At 65.0% G+C, this 15,743-nt stretch carries 16 protein-coding genes; 8 read left to right on the forward strand and 8 right to left on the reverse strand.

All coding sequences use genetic code 11. The annotated features are described in order from the left end of the window. Nucleotides 1-128 precede the first annotated feature (128 nt). Genes C7446_RS10195 through C7446_RS10205 form a run of 3 tightly spaced genes read left to right on the forward strand, consistent with a single transcriptional unit; the run spans nucleotide 129 to nucleotide 3,015 of the window. Nucleotides 129-1,205 carry an ABC transporter substrate-binding protein gene (locus tag C7446_RS10195; RefSeq protein WP_121172999.1) on the forward strand — a complete coding sequence of 359 codons (1,077 nt, stop codon included), beginning with the start codon at nucleotides 129-131 and terminating at the stop codon, nucleotides 1,203-1,205. Beyond that, nucleotides 1,202-2,242 carry a FecCD family ABC transporter permease gene (locus C7446_RS10200; RefSeq protein WP_121173000.1) on the forward strand — a complete coding sequence of 347 codons (1,041 nt, stop codon included), beginning with the start codon at nucleotides 1,202-1,204 and terminating at the stop codon, nucleotides 2,240-2,242. The genes C7446_RS10195 and C7446_RS10200 overlap by 4 nt, the downstream gene beginning before the upstream one ends. Next, nucleotides 2,239-3,015 carry an ABC transporter ATP-binding protein gene (locus C7446_RS10205; RefSeq protein ID WP_121173001.1) on the forward strand — a complete coding sequence of 259 codons (777 nt, stop codon included), beginning with the start codon at nucleotides 2,239-2,241 and terminating at the stop codon, nucleotides 3,013-3,015. Before C7446_RS10200 ends, C7446_RS10205 begins: the two co-directional genes overlap by 4 nt. Before the next feature lie 6 nt (nucleotides 3,016-3,021). On the opposite strand, the gene C7446_RS16480 is transcribed toward C7446_RS10205, so the two are convergent. From C7446_RS16480 to C7446_RS10215, 3 genes are all read right to left on the reverse strand, one after another. Next, entirely contained in the window at nucleotides 3,022-3,186 is a 165-nt protein-coding gene (locus tag C7446_RS16480; protein ID WP_170150055.1) for a hypothetical protein, read from the reverse strand. Nucleotides 3,187-3,281: 95 nt separating this feature from the next. Further along, nucleotides 3,282-4,697, reverse strand: coding sequence for a PepSY-associated TM helix domain-containing protein (locus C7446_RS10210; protein WP_121173002.1), 1,416 nt, complete (start codon nucleotides 4,695-4,697; stop codon nucleotides 3,282-3,284). A 126-nt stretch (nucleotides 4,698-4,823) separates the two neighbouring features. Next, the gene (locus tag C7446_RS10215; RefSeq protein WP_245977798.1) at nucleotides 4,824-5,561 is read right to left on the reverse strand and encodes a Crp/Fnr family transcriptional regulator; all 738 of its coding nucleotides are present in this window, start codon (nucleotides 5,559-5,561) and stop codon (nucleotides 4,824-4,826) included. A gap of 206 nt (nucleotides 5,562-5,767) precedes the next feature. Between C7446_RS10215 and C7446_RS10220 the strand changes: the two genes are divergently transcribed. From C7446_RS10220 to C7446_RS10240, 5 genes are all read left to right on the forward strand, one after another. Continuing rightward, the gene (locus C7446_RS10220) at nucleotides 5,768-7,351 is read left to right on the forward strand and encodes a DUF1593 domain-containing protein (protein ID WP_121173004.1); all 1,584 of its coding nucleotides are present in this window, start codon (nucleotides 5,768-5,770) and stop codon (nucleotides 7,349-7,351) included. 175 nt (nucleotides 7,352-7,526) lie between these two features. Beyond that, nucleotides 7,527-8,573, forward strand: coding sequence for a serine hydrolase domain-containing protein (locus C7446_RS10225; protein WP_245977800.1), 1,047 nt, complete (start codon nucleotides 7,527-7,529; stop codon nucleotides 8,571-8,573). Between the two features lie 312 nt (nucleotides 8,574-8,885). Further along, nucleotides 8,886-9,077 (forward strand): hypothetical protein, encoded by a 192-nt coding sequence (locus C7446_RS10230; RefSeq protein WP_121173006.1) that lies wholly within the window; start codon nucleotides 8,886-8,888, stop codon nucleotides 9,075-9,077. Then, nucleotides 9,077-9,526: a LexA family protein gene (locus tag C7446_RS10235; protein ID WP_121173007.1), complete on the forward strand. Its 450-nt coding sequence runs from the start codon at nucleotides 9,077-9,079 to the stop codon at nucleotides 9,524-9,526. Before C7446_RS10230 ends, C7446_RS10235 begins: the two co-directional genes overlap by 1 nt. Continuing rightward, entirely contained in the window at nucleotides 9,523-10,815 is a 1,293-nt protein-coding gene (locus tag C7446_RS10240; protein WP_121173008.1) for a Y-family DNA polymerase, read from the forward strand. The genes C7446_RS10235 and C7446_RS10240 overlap by 4 nt, the downstream gene beginning before the upstream one ends. 227 nt (nucleotides 10,816-11,042) lie before the next feature. Here the strand turns inward: C7446_RS10240 and C7446_RS10245 are convergent, their stop codons facing one another. From C7446_RS10245 to C7446_RS10265, 5 genes are read right to left on the reverse strand one after another with little or no spacing between them, the layout of a single operon-like run. Next, complete coding sequence (locus tag C7446_RS10245) at nucleotides 11,043-12,098, reverse strand: hypothetical protein (RefSeq protein WP_147408747.1); 1,056 nt, start codon at nucleotides 12,096-12,098, stop codon at nucleotides 11,043-11,045. After that, the gene (locus C7446_RS10250; RefSeq protein ID WP_121173010.1) at nucleotides 12,095-13,867 is read right to left on the reverse strand and encodes a DUF927 domain-containing protein; all 1,773 of its coding nucleotides are present in this window, start codon (nucleotides 13,865-13,867) and stop codon (nucleotides 12,095-12,097) included. Before C7446_RS10250 ends, C7446_RS10245 begins: the two co-directional genes overlap by 4 nt. Next, the gene (locus C7446_RS10255; protein WP_211327935.1) at nucleotides 13,864-14,877 is read right to left on the reverse strand and encodes a toprim domain-containing protein; all 1,014 of its coding nucleotides are present in this window, start codon (nucleotides 14,875-14,877) and stop codon (nucleotides 13,864-13,866) included. Before C7446_RS10255 ends, C7446_RS10250 begins: the two co-directional genes overlap by 4 nt. After that, the gene (locus C7446_RS10260) at nucleotides 14,870-15,181 is read right to left on the reverse strand and encodes a hypothetical protein (RefSeq protein ID WP_121173012.1); all 312 of its coding nucleotides are present in this window, start codon (nucleotides 15,179-15,181) and stop codon (nucleotides 14,870-14,872) included. The genes C7446_RS10255 and C7446_RS10260 overlap by 8 nt, the downstream gene beginning before the upstream one ends. Continuing rightward, nucleotides 15,174-15,413, reverse strand: coding sequence for a hypothetical protein (locus C7446_RS10265; protein WP_121173013.1), 240 nt, complete (start codon nucleotides 15,411-15,413; stop codon nucleotides 15,174-15,176). The genes C7446_RS10260 and C7446_RS10265 overlap by 8 nt, the downstream gene beginning before the upstream one ends. Between the last annotated feature and the right edge of the window lie 330 nt (nucleotides 15,414-15,743).

A 15,743-nucleotide genomic window follows, 5' to 3' on the forward strand; every position in this document is an offset into this window, starting at 1 on the left:
AGCCGGTGTATCATTGCGACCTTATATTGTTATAATATAACATATCTTTTAATCGGCTTCAGTAATGTTAAGCTCGGTGTCGCCTTTGCTCCCGAAGGCATCCTGCTTTCAACGGAGGACCCCAGTTCATGGCTGTGCACCGCCGGCCACACGCCCTGGCCCTTTCTGCCCTGCTGCTGGGCGGCCTGCTGATCGGGCAGGCACAGGCCGACGAACAGCGCCCCGACCCCCGGTCTCCGGCGTCTCGTACCCACTATCCGCTCGTGATCGATAACTGCGGTCATGAGCTGACCTTCGAGCAGGCCCCCCGGCGAATTGTCACCCTGGGTCAGCTGGAGAGCGAACTGCTGCTCTCGCTGGGCGTGGCCGACCGTATCGCGGGCACTGCTGTCTGGTTCGGCCCGGTACGGCCGCCCCTGCGTCAGGCCAACCAAACCGTCCCCCGGTTGTCGGAAGATGTGCCGAGTTTCGAGTCCGTGACCCGTCTGCGACCGGACCTGGTCGCTGCCCAGTTCACCTATCATCTGGGTGCCCACGGTGAGGTGGCTACCCGGAATCAGTTCGAGCAGCTCGGCATCCACACCTGGGTGTCACCCAGCGACTGCCTCGGCAAGCAGGTGACCGAAAGCTCCAACAGCGATGGCAGCCGCAGCCGCCCCTTCACCATGGCCGTGATCGATCAGGAAATCACCCAGCTGGCACGCATTCTCGATGTCCAGGCCAGGGGCCAGGCGCTGATCGATCGGCTGCATCAGCGTATTACCCGGGCCAAGGCTCGCCTGGCACTGCCCGAGGGCAGTGACAAACCCACGGTGGTGTACTGGTTCTCCAGCCCGCGGCTGCAGGGCGATCCCTGGGTAGCCGGCAACGATGGGGCGCCGGGCGTCATCTCGCGCACCCTGGGGCTGGATAACATCATCGATAGTTCTCAGGAATGGCCGGCCGTGAGCTGGGAGCGAATTGCCACCCTTGACCCCGATATCATTGTGATTGCCGACATGAACCGGAGGCGCTTTCCCGCCGACGATGTCCGCAAGAAGCTCGACTTCCTCCACCACGACCCGGTGGCCCGCGAACTCGATGCCGTGGAGCAGGGCCACATCATTACCGTCGGTGCCCAGGGGCTCAACCCCTCCATGCGCGTGGTCGATGCCATTGAAACCATCGGTCGACAACTGGCCGACTTTCGCGCTGCCGACTCATGATCGAATGGCTGGCTGCTCGCGCCGGCTGGCCGGCGCGCTGGTTACTGGCGCTGCTGGCCCTGATCATGCTCGCGGGCGTTGTCATCCTGGCGGCCTCGATCGGTGAGATGCCGATCCCGCTGTCGGTGACGCTCGCCAGTATTACCAATGGTCTGGGCATCACCGACCTGCCGCTGGATCGCATTCAGCAGGGCATTGTCTGGCAGTACCGCATGAGCCGGGCCCTGATGGCAGCCAGTTGCGGTGCCGGACTGGCGCTGTGTGGCACCATCCTGCAGGCGCTGCTGCGTAACGCACTGGCCGAACCCTATGTCCTCGGGATTTCCGCAGGCGCTTCCACCGGTGCCGTCACGGTGCTGCTGCTGGGCCTGGGCGGCGGACTCATCGGCATGCCGATGGGCGCTTTCCTGGGTGCTCTGGCCGCCTTTGCGCTGGTGATCCTGCTGGCCGCCGGCGCGCGTAGCAGTACGACCCGCGTAATCCTCGCCGGAGTCGCCGCTGCCCAGCTGTTCAATGCCCTGACCGCCTGGGTGGTCAGTACCTCGGCCAATGCAGAACAGTCGCGCAGCATCATGTTCTGGCTGTTGGGCAGTCTCGGCGGCGTACGCTGGCCGGATGTCGGGCTGGCCGCCTCGATCGTGATCCTCGGGGGCCTGATCTGTCTCTGCTTCGCCCGCACCCTGGATGCCTTCGCCTTTGGCGAGGACGCCGCTGCCGCGCTCGGGGTCGCCGTGGCCCCTGTGCGCCTGATTCTGCTGACCGTTACCGCTCTGATTACTGCCACCATGGTCAGTATCGTCGGGGCGGTGGGCTTCGTGGGGCTGGTAATCCCGCACGCGGCGCGCTTTCTCATCGGCCCGGGGCACCTGCGCCTGTTGCCGGCCTCGGTCCTGATCGGCGCCAACTTCATGGTGTTGGCCGATATCCTCTCGAGGATCATCGTGCCCCAGCAGGTGCTGCCGATCGGCGTGGTCACCGCGCTGTTCGGTGCCCCTGCCTTCGCCCTCATCCTCTATCGTGCAAGGCCATCGACATGAGCCTCGAAGGCCACGAGCTGCGCTGGATGAAACACCAGACACCCATCGTCGATGACGTCACCCTGACGGTACAGCCGCACGAGACGCTGGGTCTGCTCGGCCCCAACGGCTCGGGCAAGTCGTCGCTGCTGCAGCTGCTGGCCAGCCTGCGCACCCCCGACACCGGCCGGGTGCGCCTCGGCGACATGCCCCTGCGGCACCAGAGCCGGCGTCGGATTGCCCGGCGGCTGGCACTGGTCGAACAGCATGCCACGACCGAGGCCGATCTCTGCGTGGAAGAGGTGGTGCAGCTCGGCCGCACCCCCCATCGCGGGCCGCTCAGGCCCTGGCAGCCCGAGGATGAGCGGATCATTCGCCAGGTGCTCGAGCGCGTCGGCCTGGCCGGGATGCGCCGCCGGCGCTGGCACACCCTCTCCGGCGGCGAGCGCCAGCGCGTGCAGCTGGCCCGGGCCATGGCCCAGCAGCCGGAAGTGCTGCTGCTGGACGAGCCCACCAACCATCTCGACATCCAGCACCAGCTTGATCTGCTCGCCCTGATCCGCCGGCTGGCGCTGACCAGCGTGATCGCACTGCACGATCTCAACCTGGCGGCGATGTTCTGCGACCGGCTGATCGTCATGCACCGCGGACAGCTGGTGGCGGAAGGCACGCCGGCGACGGTGCTGACCCCGGCGCTGATCCACGAGGTCTACGGCGTTACCGCCGTGGTGGAGCGCTCGCCGCATCACGGCCGGCTGCAGGTCCACTACCTGCCCGATCTGCCTCCGGCGTAAGCTCGCTCAGCCGAACAGCGAACTCAGCCCGAAGGCCAGAAAACCCAGAATGAAGGTCGAGGCCAGGGCCGTGATGATATAAAGACTCAGGTGCTGCTCGAGAGAGGGCAGCCGGCGTCGCGCCCTCGTCCCGTTCTGACTGCGGTCATGATGGGGGTCGTGTTCGGTCATGGATCTCACTCTCCGTGCGGGCTGTCGCCGTGGCGCTCATGCCGGGGCGACAGCGGTGCGTGAAGCTGCTTTCGGAGCCTGGCCTGCTGATCGCGTCATGAAGAGGCCTCGGTCGAAGCGGCCCTCTCACGGCGTTGGCGGTAGTACAACAGCAGCGAATCGATCACCAGAAACGCCAGCAGGCTGGCCCCCATCACCGGCAGCGCCCAGCCCACCAGTGCCGCCAGGCTCACGATACCCAGCGTCAGCGGCCACGGCAGCCGACGCAGGATGGCCAGCGGCGGCCGGGCGTGCCGGTACCGGGTCGGCCGCCGCTGCCACCACAGGCGATAGCCCAGCACGATCATCACGATCAGGCCGCTGGCCACCATCACCAGCAGCAGCTGATTGGCCAGCCCGAACAGCGATCCCATGTGGGCGTCAATGCCCCAGCGGGTGAGTTTGGCCGCCAGCGGAAAATTCTCGAACCGGGTGCGATCGGTGATCTCCAGCGTCTTCGGGTCGATCGCCGCCTCATCGACCCGGGTCGGCCAGCCCCGGTCGATCTCGCGCACCTGCCACGCCTGATCGGCCCGGGCGGGTGGAATGATCTCGATCTTTCCGGCCTCGAGGCCGGCCTGCCGGGCAGCCGCGAGGACGCCATCGAATCGTTCGGGGGTAACGCCGCCGGCTGCGGCCGTGGTGGCGCCACCCGTGGTGTGGGGCACGTTCGCTGCCGTCTGCGCCGGTGTCGGCTCGCTCCCCTCGAGCCGGGTCGACACGCTCGGCGTCCCCCAGCCCCAGGCAGTGCGCAGTACGGCAATGTTGCCGCCGGCCCACTGCGACCAGGTCAGCCCGGTGGCCGAGAAGAACAGCAGCCCGAGCATCAGCCAGGCACCCAGGGTACCGTGCCAGCGGCGCATGCCCGCGGGTCGTTCACGGCCGGCGGCGACCCGTCGCCGACGCTGCCGCCAGAGCACCAGTCCGCCCAGCGCCACCACCCACAGCCAGGAGGCCGCCAGCTCGCTGTAGAGCCGGCCCCAGTCGCCCAGCAGCAGGCTGCGATGGAACTTGTCGATCCAGGTGCGCAGCGGCAGCGCCCCACTGGTGCCATAGACGGGCAGATCACCACGCACCTCGCCCGTGACCGGATCGACGAAGATGGCCCGGGCATCCGACGGCCCCATGCCGGACTCGTGAAACATGACCCGGGTGGTGTTACCCGGCGCCGGCGCCGGACGCACCGCCGAAAGCCGCGCCTCGTCACCGATGGCGCCCCGGGCGACACCGATCTGCTCGGCCAGTGGCAGGGTCGGTCCACGGGCGTCGGTATACAGCTGATGATGAAAGACCGCGTTTTCGAGCTGCGGCGTCAGTGCATAGAGCAGGCCGCTGGTCGCTGCCACCAGCAGAAAGGGGCCGACCAGCAGCCCGACATGAAAGTGCAGGCGCATCAGCAGTGCCATCAGCATACCGGTCGTCTCGCTCCGGGCCTTCCGGGCAGAGGCAGTGCGGGACGTGGAAGTGGTCATGGCGGTACCCGTGCAGCAGTGGCGGTCAGGCGCAAACCTTAACCCCGCACACAGGTATTGTGAATCACTTTCCGCACGCTCCGTCGGGAGCCTTCAGTGCGGCTTCATGACGCCCGGCATGCGTCCTCAGGCCCGGTCTCGGATGATCGACTGCCGGCCCAGGTAGCTGTTGCTGAAACCGGCATGCTCGATCAGCCGATCCATGTCCGGAATGCGGATATTGTGGCGCGAGCGCTCCACCAGATGATCATCGTAAAGCTGGGAGAAGGTGCGGCTGACGTGCACCGAGGAGAGCCCCATGATATCGGCCAGCATCTCCTGGGAGAGCGGCAGCCGGAACTGGTTGCCCATGTGCTCGTTCATCCGCCCCAGCCGGGCGTGCATCTCGCACAGGAAGTGGGCAATGCGGCTCGAGGCCTTGCGCCGACCGAGATTGATCATGCGCTCGACCAGGATCGACTGCTGGGTGGTCGCCACCGCAAAGAACACCCTGGTCAGCCGGAAGGACTTCGCGAAGATATCCGTCAGATGGTGGTGCGGAAAGCGGCACAGGGTGCACTCGGTAATGGTTTCGACGGTTGCCAGGTGCTCCGAGGTGGCAAACTCGCGCAGGCCGATGACATCACCGGGCAGATAGATATCCAGAATCAGCCGGCTGCCATCCTCCAGGGTGTAATAGCTGCACGCCCAGCCCTCGCTGAGCACGGCCAGCTCGTTGGCGGACCCGCCCTCGCGCCACACCACGCGCTCGGGGGGCAGCTTCTCGGGGGAGTACTCCAGCGAATCGAGCAGCTCGATATCCGCCTCCGAGAGGTCCGCGTAATACTGAAACTGACGCACCATGCAGCTTCTTGTCGCGCTCATGTCTCCTCCCGTGAATGAATGCTCAGGCATTCCCCGAACTAGGGGCATCGCAGCCATATTGCAACCCGAGGGCCGGCCTGACAAAAGGCCCATCATGGGCGATGTGGCATGCAATATCGATTGGTTCCTGCGTCCATGGACCTGGCTGCTATGCTTATTTTATAAAAGGCATAAAAACTCAACCTGTACGCATCGGGGTCAGATTAATGGAAAGAAAGAAGCAGCCCATCAGATCAAGGACAGCTTCATCCCTGGTTATCGGGCTCTCCCTTTCATCGGTACTTGTAACGGCACAGGCCGATAATCACCCTCCTGTCCCCCGAAAACATGCAACAGCGGAAGCCATCAGCACCGGCCCCGTGGACGCTTACCAAAAACGTCCGCGACTATTTGTCCTCAGTGATATCGGTAATGAACCGGACGACCAGATGTCGCTGACAAGACTCTTGCTTTATTCGAACGAAATCAGAATCGAGGGGCTTGTAGCGACGACCTCGACCTGGCAGCCGGATAAGATAAGACCGGATATCATGCGCCAGGTTGTCCAGCACTATGGCGAGGTGCATGCCAACCTCAGCAAACACGACAGTCGCTTCCCGGACGAAAGCCATCTGAAAAGTCTGATTGCCCCCGGTCAGGATGGCTACGGTCTCGAAAATGTCGGTTCCGGCAAGAGTTCACAGGGTGCCAGAGCACTGATCAGGGCCATTGAAAGCAAGGATGCACAACCACTGCACATTGCACTCTGGGGCGGCGCCAACACGCTCGCTCAAGCGCTTTGGCAGCTGCAGGAAACACATTCGAAAGGAGAGATGGACCGGCTGATTGCAGGGTTGAGAGTCTATTCGATTTCGGATCAGGATGATGCCGGCCCCTGGATTCGCCAGCGCTTTCCGGAACTGAGCTACATCGTCGATCCTTCAGCAGCCAACGCAGAGTCTTATGCGCAGGCAACATGGACCGGGATCAGTGGTGACAGGTACGACAGGAATGCTCCGGGCGCCGATTTCCATACCGTTACAAATGAGTGGCTGGAAAAGCATATCCGCAGCAAGGGGCCTCTGGGCAGAGCCTATCCCCGCTACAAGTTCATCATGGAAGGAGACACACCCTCCTTTCTCAACCTTGTCAGAAATGGTCTCGATAGCGAGATGAGCCCTGGCTGGGGCGGATGGGGTGGACGCTATATCCGCAGGCAACCCTTGAGCGAATCACGGCCGATCTGGACCAGCGGTGGAGACTTCTATCCCGGAAGGCCCAACGGGGCGGACACGGTAACGGGTGAGGATGGCAAGAGTTATACCTCAAACCAGGCCACGATCTGGCGCTGGCGCAACGCGTATCAGAATGACTTTGCGGCCCGTATGGACTGGACAGTTTCCGACTATGCCCATGCCAATCACGAGCCACAGGCTATCGTCAACGGCGACACTACCCAAAAGCCCATAAGGATCAAGGCAAAGGCGGGTGAAACCGTTCATCTGGATGCCTCCATGAGCAAGGATCCGGATAATGACAACCTCGACTATCACTGGTTCGTTTATCCGGAGGCGGGCTCGGCTGACTCCGATACTGCTCCGAAGGAGCTGATTAGCGGATATGGCAGTGCCGAGGGGCCTTCCGTTCCCCCCATTGCCAGGGTCATGAACGGGGAGGCAGACGCCGCGGACATCAAGGCCAATCGTTCGGGCACCACACACATCATTCTGGCTATAACTGATGAAGGTTCACCTCGATTGACTTCCTACCGGCGAATCATTCTGAAGGTTAGCGATAGCGAAGCTACCTGATAACACGGCTCTTTCCCTGACCGCGCAGCAATCCGGCTTTTTCAGTAGTAGACCCTCCGTTTGCGAAAAAGCCGGAAGCACCTCGAACCAGGGCACTCGCCCTGGCGCCGTGACCGTCTGGTGCAATGAATTCATGTGTTGGCAAGCGCCTCCGGCATGGGCCAGACTCCAAGGCATGCCCAACGCTCCTTCGATGCCCCGCACACTGTCGATCAGAGGCTGTCTGCCGGCTTTTCTTGCCGCGCTGCTCGGCGGGTGGCCGCTCACCGCTGCTGCAGCTGCCCCCTCGCCTGACGTGCGCGAGCACATCATCGACGAAGCGCGACAGCTCTCCCGCAGCCACACGCTGATGGTGGCCGTTGACGGCAACACCGTGATCGACGAGGGCTTTCGCGGTCATGCGACGGATGAGACAGCCAACATCAAGTCGCTGTCCAAGACCCTGATCGCGGCCCTGGTCGGCGCGGCCATCGACCGGGGCGTGATCGAAAGCGTCGATCAGCCGGTGGTCGAATTGCTCGGTGACCGCGTGCCCGCCGACGCCGATTCGCGGATCAACCGGATCACGGTCGGCAATCTACTTTCGATGCAGGCCGGACTCGAACCCACCTCCGGGGCCAACTACGGTGCCTGGGTGAACAGCGCCAACTGGGTGCGCGATGCACTGGAGCGCCCTTTCGTCGAGGACATCGGCGGACGCATGGTCTACTCCACCGGCAATACCCACCTGCTTTCCGCAGCACTGACCGAAGCCACCGGCCGCAGCACCCTGGCGCTGGCACGCGACTGGCTCGGAGCGCCGCTGGGCATCGCCATCCCGCCCTGGACCCGCGACCCGCAGGGGATCTACTTCGGCGGCAACGAGATGGGGCTGACACCGCGGGCGATTCTGCGCTTCGGCGAGATGATCCGGCAGCAGGGCCTGCATGACGGCGAGCGGGTGCTGCCCGCCGACTGGATCGATCAGTCGTGGCAGCCGTACACCCATTCGTTCTTCAACGATGATGACTACGGTTACGGCTGGTTTCTCACCACCATCGCCGGCGAGTCGGTCTACTACGGCTGGGGTTATGGCGGTCAGCTGCTCTACGTGGTGCCTTCGCATGCCCTCACCGTGGTGATGACCTCCGACCCGACGCCGCCCTCCAACGGCAGTGCTTACAATGAACGTGTCGAGGCACTGGTCGGTGAGCTGATCGAGGCGACGGCGCGCGGTGGCTGAGCCGGTCAGCCGAGCCCGGTCGCTCTTCATCGCTGGTTCCGTTCACGGCTGTTGCTGCCGGCTTCAGCCCGGGCAGTGGTATGCCTCACGCGAAGACGACGCATGGCAGGGCTCGGGGTGGCCCTGGTCGCCGGACTGATCGGCGCCGGCCTCCAAAGCTGGTACTGCCTGCGGCATTACGCACGGCGTCGCGGGCGCCCGGTGTACTACATTCTCTCAGCGATTGGTCTTGATTCGGCGCCCACCGGTAGCCTCTTGCCCCGCCAATACTGTATATAAATACAGATTTTCGGCATTCGGCAGGATACCGTCATGCAACCCGTACTCGAGCTGGATCACCTGGACAGCACCCCGCTGCGCTCGATGACCGTGCACCGCCCCTCGTGGTGCTCGATCGATCGCTGGGCGCACACCCTCGAAGAACTGACGCTCTACCCCTCCACCCTGGTCGACTGGCTCGATGAGGATACCGCCACCCTGACCTGGCCGAGCGAGGTGATGTGATGCAGCTCAGCGACCGCCACGCCATGGCCATCGACCCGCCCCGCCGCGAGATCCCGCACGCGCCGTTTCACGTACGCGCCGGGCTGACCGGCTTTCCCAGCCCGGCGCAGGATTACGATGGCGGCTCGATCGATCTCAACGAGCAGCTGATCCCGCACCCCACCGCCACCTTCATGTTCACCGCCCGGGGCGACTCCATGGTGCGCGATGACGGCGCCGGCATCTGCGAGGGCGACCGCCTGCTGGTCGATCGCTCGCTCGATGCCGGCCACGGCGATGTGGTGATTGCCGTGGTCGACGGCGAACTGGTGGTCAAGGAGCTGCGTACCCGGCACGGCCGACCGGCGCTGCACAGCGCCAACCCCGCCTATACGCCGATTCCGCTGCTCGACCGCGATGTACAGATCTGGGGCGTGGTCACCAGCATCGTGCGCACGATCCGGCGATGAAGGGTCCGATCGCGCTGGTCGACTGCAACAACTTCTACTGCGCCTGCGAGCGCGTGTTCGAACCGCGCCTGCACGGCGCCCCGGTCGCCGTGCTTTCCAACAACGATGGCTGCGTGATCGCCCGCTCGCAGGAGGTGAAGGCGCTCGGCATCGCGATGGGCACCCCCATCCATCACCTCCCCCGCGCGGCCTTTCGCGCCGGGCTGGTGCTGCGCTCCTCGAACTACGAACTCTACGGCGATCTCAGCGCCCGGGTGCTGTCAACGCTGCGCGCTCATGCGCCCCTCGTCGAGCCCTACTCGATCGACGAGAGCTGGCTCGGCTTCGCCGGCTTCGATCCCGCCGGGCTGACCGACCACTGCCGCGCACTGCGCCACACCGTGCACCGCTGGACCGGCCTGCCGGTCTCGATCGGCATCGCCCCCAGCCGCACGCTCGCCAAACTCGCCAACCGCTACGCCAAGCAGTACCCGGTCACCGGCGGCGTGCATCAGCTCGGTGGGCTGGAGGACCCGGCGACCCGGGCCCTGCTCGAGCGCACGCCGGTCGGCGAGGTGTGGGGGATTGCCGGTCGCATCGCGATCCGCCTGCAGCAGATGGGCGTTCGCAGTGCGCTGGAGCTCGCCCGCGCCGACCCCAGGTGGATCCGCAGCCGCTTCTCGGTGGTGATCGAACGCACGGCCCGCGAACTGGCCGGCACCCCCTGCACCGAAATGCTCGACGAATGCGAATCGAACCGGATGATTATGACCAGCCGCTCATTCGGGCAGATGATCGGTGACTACCGCGAGATTCAGGAAGCGCTGCGTGCCCACGCCTCACGCGGCGCCGAAAGGCTGCGCGCCCAGGGCAGCCTCACCAGCGCCGTGATGGTCATGCTCCAGACCAACAAGCATGCCCGGCACCTGCCCCAGCACCGCGATACGGTGACCATCGCCCTGCCCCGGCCGACCGACAGCTCCTTCGAGATCGTCCATGCCGCGCAGCAGGGGCTGGCCCGCCTGTGGCGCCGGGGCTACCGGTATCAGAAGTGCGGCACCCGGCTTTTGGACCTGATCGAACGCGACCACCGACAGCTCGGCATCTTCGAACCACCGCAATCCGATGCCGGGCGCCAGCGCAGCGACGCCCTGATGGCCACCCTCGATCGCCTCAACCGCAGCCACGGGCGGGGGACGGTCACGGTGGGCATGCAGCGCCGGGAAGCCGCCTGGCAGCTGCGCAGCGACTACCGCTCCAATCGGTGGACCACGCGCTGGGAGGAAATGCCGGAGGTCCGGCTGCGCTGAGCAGGCGGGCAGGCATATAACAGGGGGCACAAAAAAGCGGGCGACTCAAATGAGTCGCCCGCTTTCGAAATCCTGTGGCGCCGGCTATATCTGTGTAAAAGCCTTTGCTGAAAGCAGGCATTCCAACAAAACAGGCAATTCTGAAGCTCGGGCCTGTGCTTGGTCTGCCACTCGGTATCAGCAAAAAGGCCCCGCACCGGGCGGGGCCTTCTGCTGCTGTCAGAGGGCTATTGCTGCGTTTTGCCGGGCACGTACTCCATGGTCTCTTCCAGCTCCTTCATACGCCGGCGACGCGCAAGGCTACTGCCCCATTCCTTCCCATTCGCTTCACAGTCCAACGGCGCGATGCCTTGGAGCGCTGTGGGCTGCTCAGTGGCCGTCTTCGGCAGCAGATGCCATACCAGCTCGCCCAGCGCGGCGTACTGGCGCTTGCGGATTTCATGGCGTACCGCAAAACCTTCCCGATCGTTGAGATGGGTGAAGATGCCCTCGCCGGGCTGGCTGGACACATCCAGACCGTACTGAAGCATGTACGAAACGTCGTTGCACAAATCATCGCTGATACGACTGAACAGGCCGGACAGTGAGGCCCGGAAGGCACCGCTCTCCAGTCCGTCGAACAGTTTTTCGGCCTCGGCCAGCAGTGTGTGATGCGTGGTGACCTCCTGCGCGGCCCTTAACCGGCGCTGGAACTCTTCCCGGGCGAGCTGTGTGTGGAGTTTCAGCCACTCCACCTGCGGGGTCAGCAGCTCGATCATCTCGCGTTTCTGTTCGGCCTCGATACGCCACTGACCGGCCTGTTTCTGCTGGTCGCGCACCTCCCGGCCCTGCTGGCCGGCACCTTCCAGAAACGCCCTGCGCCAGCTCTTGCCGGCCTGCCGCTCCTGCGCTTCGGCGGCGCTGACGGTCTTTTGCAGCCGGGCCAGTTCCCCGCTTGCCTGTTTCAGACGCTCACGCTTGTCCAGATAGTCGGACCGCGCCCTGTCCAGCGCCCGGTGTGCCTTTTCCGGCGTCAGGGCCTCGATGGCCGGCGTGGTGGGCTGGTAGTCGAAGCGGATCTTCAGCAGACGCCGCGAGGGCTGCGGCATTGAAGGGGTGGTGTCTGCGGTCTCGGTGGTCATGGTCTGGGATTCCTGTGTGGCGTTGTCCGGGGTGGTGCGGGCGTTGGTAGCGGTCATGGGGTAGCTCCATGCGGTGGATGAAGGCGCGGTCCGAAGACCGCTCCGGTTTGCGGGGGTGAAAGTGAGCGCGGCAAAAGGCGCGGTGGTGGCCGGTCGATTCATTGGGCACCACCTTCCGGGTCCAGTCGTTCGGGATCGATGACAAAGAACCGGGCGCTGCCACCGCCCGGCAGGCGGTAGTTCTTTTGCAGGCGGTTACTGTCGGTTCTGGCCAGCACATCATGGGTGCCCAGCGTGCGCAGGATGCGGTCGCGGCTGTAGCCTTCGGCGGCCTCGGTGAGTGCGGCGCGATTGAACAGGAACAGCCGACGCCCGTTGTCGATCTCGTAGAAGCCGGCGCGGTTGATCACGTGCGCGGCCAGCTGAGCATTCACGTCCGAAAAGCGGCTGTCTCCGTGGCGGGCGATGAAGTCGGCCAGCGCCGCAAGGATCTGGCGATCCTCGGCATTGCCGTCGCCGATGGTGGCCAGCCATTCGTGAAAGAGCGTCCGGCAGGCGGCAAGGGCGGTGCCCTCGGGCCACGGCAGGATGCTCCATTCGCTGGCCAGCTCCCCGGCGAGCGCCATGACCGCGAAGCGGTCGGCCACCCGGCCGGCCTGAGCGCTGGCCACGTCGAATGAACGGCGCAGCTCGCCGAAGCGCCACGGCAGGCCGTCCATCGCCTCGCGCTCCAGCAGCTGTTCGATCAGTGCCGGGCCGGCATGGCCATAGTGGCGATTGACCGCCCCAGTCAGGGCACGGTGGAAGGCTTCGCCGGTCATGCCGTGGACGTCATCGAACGCCCGATAGGGTCTTGTCCCGGCATTGATGTCGACCAGTCGCAGTTCGGCCCCGGCATGCGCCGTCTGGCCGGACAGACCGGCATGATCGGCGGCGCTGCGCTCGCCGCTGGAGAGGATGGGCACACACCAGTGGTTCTTCGGCCGGCCCTCGCGGTCCCGGGTCATGGTGCCCTTGCCGGCGCCGTTGGCCAGCGCGTAGATATGCTCCTGCAACCGTTTGGGGTTGGCGCGGCTGATCTCGTCGGCGATCAGGGCGGTGTCGTTGCGGGTGGTGGCCTCGATCTCGACCCCGCCGCCCGACATGTCCCAGGAGAGCTTGAAGCGATCCGGCGCGCCCCACACCGACGCCCCGGCGTCCTGACACAGCGACTTGCCGCTGGACGAATCGCCGATCAGGTGGATACCGCCCCCGTGCACGCCGACCCTGCGGAGCAGCGGCCCCGAGAGCGCACAGCACAGCGAGAGGATTAGCACCGGGTTGCCCAGGCAGGGCGTGGCCACCTCCTGCTGCCACTCGGCGAGGGTGCCCCGGCTGTCGAAGATGCGCGCTTCCAGCCCGGAACTCTGATAGCGCACCTCGTCGCTTCCGATCACCCGGTGCGGCAGCACAAATGACCCGGTGGCGGCGTGCCAGCCGGTGCGAGTGGTGGTGGCCAGCACCGTCGCCGGGGCGTGGTGGCTGGCGATATAGGCGGGCACATGCTTGCGCTGGTTATAGGCGACGGTCAGGCCCTGTCGCATCAGCTGGCGTAGCACGTCCTCGCCCTTGCCGGCGAGCGCTTCCATGGGGATCACGCACTCGCGCTCCCGGCCCCGGTGACTGAACCGGACCAGCCGGCCGATGCTGCCATCCTCGCTGTCAACAGTCTCGGCGTCGACGTAGAGCGGCGAACAGATCCACAGATCGAACGGCAGTCCGGGTTCGTCGGGTCCGGTCTGCTTGAGGCCGTGATACCAGACACCACCCTCGAACACGCGGCCCTCAACGGTAGTGGGACCGGCGTAAACGGCATATCCGGGCCGGGCGAGCGCAGCGGACTGCTGAGGCGCAGCCGGCTCGCCCACGAGTGATAGACGAGCTTCACTCATGACTCACCTCCCGATTCATTGCCTTGCTGCCGGCGGTGCCAGCGATAGAGGTCGTTAAAGTCGGTGAGATCGTCCGGGCAGTCCTCGGGCCACTTCGGATAGAGCACCATCGCCCCCACGGCCAGCGCCGCGTCGTTGGCGGCGGTACGCCCGGGGTTGCCCTCGGTGTGGCGGTCGTCGTCGCCGGCGATGATCAGCTCCAGCGAGCCGTCGCACAGCGGGCGCATGGCCCGTGCCACGGCGGCGAGGTTGCCGGCGTGCATGGCACACACCACCGGCTCGCCGGTCAGCCGGTGCAGCGTCGCCCCGGTGGCCCAGCCCTCACAGATGAACAGCTTGCCGAAGGGACGCGGCTCACCGATGAGGGCATAACAGCCCTGTACCCGGCCACCCTTCAGAAAGCGCTTGCCGCCGTTGGGCATGATCGACTGGACGTTGACCAGTTCACCGTGGTGATAGAGCGGCACCAGCAGCCAGCCGCGCTTCGACTGACGCAGGTTGTAGGCGGGCACGCCCCGGTCGATCAGATAGGGATGGGTAGACGCAGCCGGCCGGGCGCTGTCCCAGCACTGCCGGGCGCGTTCGGCGGCGGCCTGCCGCCGGGTCGCGCGTTCCTGTTCAATGGCGCGCTGACGGTCGCGCATCTCATTTTTATCCGGCAGGGCCGGCATCACATGGGCGTGCCCCGCGCCGTACTGAAAGATGCCCAGTCCCAGCAGCCGATCAATGGCCATGGCCGCATCGACCTGCCGGCAGTTGTGCAGGTAACGATACAGCGACACCAGATCGCCGCCGTGGGCGGCGCTGTCGGCAAAGTCATTCCACTTGCCACTGGTAAGCGAGACGCCAAAGGAACCGGCATTCCGATCGCCCCGAGCAACGTTGCGGGCAATCCACTCCGAACCGCTGCGCCGGCCTTCCGGAAGCAGCTCGCGCAACAGGGTCTCGCTGTCGGTCAGGGCGGCCATGGCTACCTGACGGATCTTCGCGACGGTCGCATGCTCAGCCACGGCGCACCTCCCGGGCATCGGCCACTTCGCGGGTGTGGGCGTGCCCGATGGCCAGCAACATGTCGTCGGCATCTTCCAGTAGCAGATAGGCGGCGTTGGCGATACTGGCCAGATCGCGGCCCTCGGCGGCCACGGCGCGCTCGATGCCCACGGAGGCAATCGAGAACAGCATCTCCTTGGCGGCGGTCAGGCGCCGTGCTGCACAGTCATGCAGATTCTGAAAGTCGGCATCACCGCGGATGACCAGCACCGGCGAGTCGTGGCGAATGTTAGTGCTCAGAGGGATATCGTTACGCTCAGCCATGGGACACCTCCTCATCCGCGAGGGCGTAGAGGTCTTCCAGCAGCTGAATGTGCTCGGCATTGGAGATGGCCCCGAGCTGGGCGGCCATGCGCGACATGCCGATAAGCTGGGCGAGCTGTTCGGGGTGGCGGTTGACGCGAAAGGCGATCAGCTTCGCGCCGATCAGGGCGATGGCCTGCTGTTCGAGAGGGATATCGGGACGTGCGGACGCACTTCGGGCGTGATGTGCCATGTGGCTGACTCCTATTTGCCTTGAGGAGTCACCGCCAATCGTTCTCACGCGATTGGGGGCGACTGCGCGCGGGGTGAGAAACCGGCCAAATAGGAAACCGGCCGGGCCGAAGCCCGCCCACGCACAGCCGCCATAACGACGCTTTGCGGACACAAAAAAAGCGCCTGCAAAGGTAGGGGCGCTGTCGCGCCTATTTGAACTCGGGTTCTCACGCCCGGCCACGGATTTTGCCGTGACGCGAGCATCATAATCAGATCGCTGTGGCCGGGGCAAGCCCGGCGAGGCCATCGGGGATAAAAATATCGGTGTCAGGTGGGTGATGTCAGATAG

Source organism: Kushneria sinocarnis (genome assembly GCF_003633775.1).
In the GTDB taxonomy this organism is placed as follows: Bacteria; Pseudomonadota; Gammaproteobacteria; order Pseudomonadales; family Halomonadaceae; genus Kushneria; species Kushneria sinocarnis.